Annotated in this window: 2 protein-coding genes; both read left to right on the top strand. The window is 33.5% G+C overall.

Translation table 11 applies throughout. The features are described from left to right. Window positions 1–77: 77 nt before the first annotated feature. Entirely contained in the window at window positions 78–671 is a 594-nt protein-coding gene (locus ENL20_09810; protein ID HHE38852.1) for a hypothetical protein, read from the top strand. A 220-nt stretch (window positions 672–891) separates the two neighbouring features. After that, window positions 892–3,531 (top strand): hypothetical protein (locus ENL20_09805; GenBank protein HHE38851.1); only part of this gene is annotated, 2,640 nt, incomplete at its 3' end.

Raw genomic sequence — 3,531 nt, 5'->3', positions numbered from 1 at the left:
ATTGCGGGGAAGAGCAGGAGGTTTTTGTTTTCGCTCCACGCTTCACTGCGGAGCAAGTCCAAAAGAAGGAATATATTATGAAATGCAAAAAAGAAGAATTTATTGAAGGAGCAGTTTTTCATTTCTACAATAAAACACCAGAAAGAAAACTGCTTTTCAAATGTGATAATGATTATAAATACTTTCTAACTAAATTTAAACGAGATATTAAGAAATATCCGTGTGAAGTATATGCTTATTGTTTGATGCCAAACCATTTTCATTTTTGTTTGAAACAAAATTCCGAAAAACCTATTTATCGAATTTTTAATGACACATTAACTTCTTATGCTTTACATTATAATTCAAAGTATAATCTGAAAGGAAAATTACTTCAGGATAGACAGCAGAATAAAAGAATTGTAAATGATTCATATTTGATAGCAATATGTAAATATATTCATAATAATCCGCATAAAGCAGGTTTAGTAGATGATCTGGAAAAATGGCAATATTCGAATTATCTTGAATATATTGGAAAAAGAAATGGAACCCTCTTTTCAGTAGAATTGTTGGAAAACTATCATGATGATTTCCTTAATTATCAGGATGAAATGGAAGAATATCAAAAAAATATTGATGATAAAGAGTTTATTGATTTGTTGATCGATTATGAATTAAGCAAGACTTGATGCGCAGCGAGGAATGAGTGTGCATCGAGGATTGCGGAGAAGAGCAGGAGGTTTTTGTTTTCGCTCCACGCTTCGCTGCGGAGCAAGTCCGGAAAAGACTTGATGCGCAGCGAGGAACGAGTGTGCATCGAGGATTGCGGAGAAGAGCAGGAGGTTTTTGTTTTCGCTCCACGCTTCGCTGCGGAGCAAATCCAAAAATGACTTGGAATAAGGAAAAAATATGAATATTAAAGATTACAAAAAGAGTATCGAAACAGCGTTAAAAAATTTCTCCCACGAAAATAATTACCAGAACGCTCTTAACCTTTTCGAAAAACTCGGATACAAATCTAATATTCGTATTCAATATGATGAGGATTCAGTAAGCGAGTTTTTAGACACATATACTGAAAAAGAAACATTCAGAAAAGATAAAGCCCTTCTAAATAACTGGTTGCATATTCCCCTGCTTTATCAGATCACCCAGAATGAACTGAAAATCACAGAGCAAATGGAAATTTTCCAGGTTAATGAATTCAATCGGGAAGAATATCTTTCTTATGTTTTCCTGGTCATTGAACTGCACGAAGATCATTATACCAGAGGACAACTCTCGACTATTATTCGAGAAATTAACAAGAACTTCAAAATGCCGGTTATGGTTTTATTCATCATCAAAGACAAACTTACCTTTGCTATTATCAATCGCAGACCGAATAAAATCCAAAAGCACAAAGATGTATTGGAAAAAGTTACTCTTATCAAAGACATCGATATAAAAAATCCTCATCGAGCGCATATAGAAATCCTCTTTGATCTTTCCCTCGAAAAACTTACAGATGAAAACAAGATTACAAATTTTCTACAACTACACAATGCTTGGCAAAAAGTTTTGGATACTTCCGAACTGAATAAGAAATTTTATCGGGAATTGGCTAACTGGTATTTTCGGGCTTTGCGTGAATGCAGATTTCCAGATGAGATCAAGGAAAAAAATTTCCAGGAAATTAGTATAATTCGTTTTATTTCAAGAATCCTTTTTGTCTGGTTTTTGAAAGAAAAAGGGCTTGTTCCCAATGAAATATTTACACGCAAGTTTTATGAAGAAGAACTTATAAAAAACGATTCTCAAAACTCGACTTATTATAAAGCAGTTTTGCAAAATCTTTTTTTTGCTACTCTGAACTGTAAAATTTCCGCAAGAAATTTCCTCCAAAAACCAAAAGGTTTTTATAACGAGCAACATACTGTTTATACAAAATATAGATATCAAGATTATATCAAAAATCCGGAAAAGTTCTTAGAGTTATTTTCCAAAACTCCATTTCTGAACGGAGGACTTTTTGAATGCCTTGATACGGAAGATGAAAACAACAAAAAAGTTTGTGTGGACTGTTTCAGTAATTATTCAAAAAATCGAGAAAAATTGATCTTCCCTGATAAATTATTCTTTGAATCTTCAGAAGAGAATTTTCAAGAAGTTTATAATGATAAAAGTAAATCAAATATACAGGTAAAAGGATTATTCGATATTTTTCAAGGTTACAAATTCACGATCGATGAGAATACTCCGATTGAACAGGAGATCGCACTCGATCCGGAACTTCTCGGTCAGGTTCTGGAAAATCTGCTCGCTTCTTATAATAAAGAAACTCGAGCAACAGCACGAAAATCAACCGGTTCATATTACACGCCAAGAGAAATTGTTAATTATATGGTCGATGAAAGTCTGATCGCTTATCTGTCTAATTATTTGAAAGAGCACGATGAAACTCTGAAAGGAATGAAAGACCTCGATGAACTTCTGCGTTTGACCTTTGCATACTCTGAAAAGCACCATCCCTTTGATGAGAAACAAGTTGAAACAATTATTGATGCTGTATTCAACCTGAAAATGCTCGATCCAGCCTGCGGCAGCGGTGCTTTCCCGATGGGATTCCTCCTGAAAATGGTTTATGTCCTGGAAAGGATCGATCCCAAAAACAAGATTTGGCAAAAGAAATTGCTTGAAAAAATTCCTGCCGAAATGAAAACTTATGTGGAAGTAAATACAGATAATTTTTCTCGAAAACTCGGACTTCTCTGGAATTGTATTTACGGTATCGATATCCAGCCGATTGCTATCCAACTGACTAAACTTCGTTTCTTTATTTCCCTGATTGCCGAAGAAGAGGTAAATTGGGATGATGAAGAAAATTTCGGTATTCTACCACTCCCGAACCTGGAGACAAAATTTGTTGCCGCAAATTCACTTATCAGTATTGAGAGACCAAAAAATCCGCAGAGCGATTGGCGTCTCGAAGAACTCAAAAAAGCAGAAGATAAACTAAAACAAAACCGGCTGGAATATTTTAATGCCGATACCAGAGAAAAGAAAACAAGATTAAGAAAAAATGATAAAATACTACGGCAAAAACTTTCGAATAATCTTAAAGAACTGGGATATTCTGATGAGACTACCCATAAAATTGCCGAGTGGAATCCCTTTAATGTCAATCATTCAGCCGATTGGTTTGATGCTGAATATATGTTTATGGTTACAAATGGTTTTGATATTGTGATTGGGAATCCACCGTATGTTTCATATTATTCAAGACAAGCAAAAGTTATTAAAAAATCTATGCTTAATTATTTTCAAAATAACTATGATTTTTTGAAAAATAATAAAAACAAAAAGAGCATAAATACAACTATGCTGTTTTTAGAGAAAGCAATTAATATCATATCAGATGATTCAGTGCTTACTTACATTATTGATATTGGATTTTTCGAAAAAGTTTACAAAGAAATTAGAATTTACCTTTCTGATTTTAATATATTCAGAATTGTTACAGAGATATCTGCATTTGAGAATGTAAATAGTGGACAGATAATTATATTT

It is taken from the genome of Candidatus Cloacimonadota bacterium, from assembly GCA_011372345.1.
Lineage (GTDB): Bacteria > Cloacimonadota > Cloacimonadia > Cloacimonadales > TCS61 > DRTC01.
The sequence above is the reverse complement of the archived record's forward strand: the minus strand, read 5'-3'. Positions and strand labels throughout refer to the sequence as shown.

Bases quoted from the DNA above. Each gene is read 5' to 3' on its own strand.
- ENL20_09810 (HHE38852.1), top strand. From the start codon at position 78: ATGAAATGCAAAAAAGAAGAATTTATTGAAGGAGCAGTTTTTCATTTC.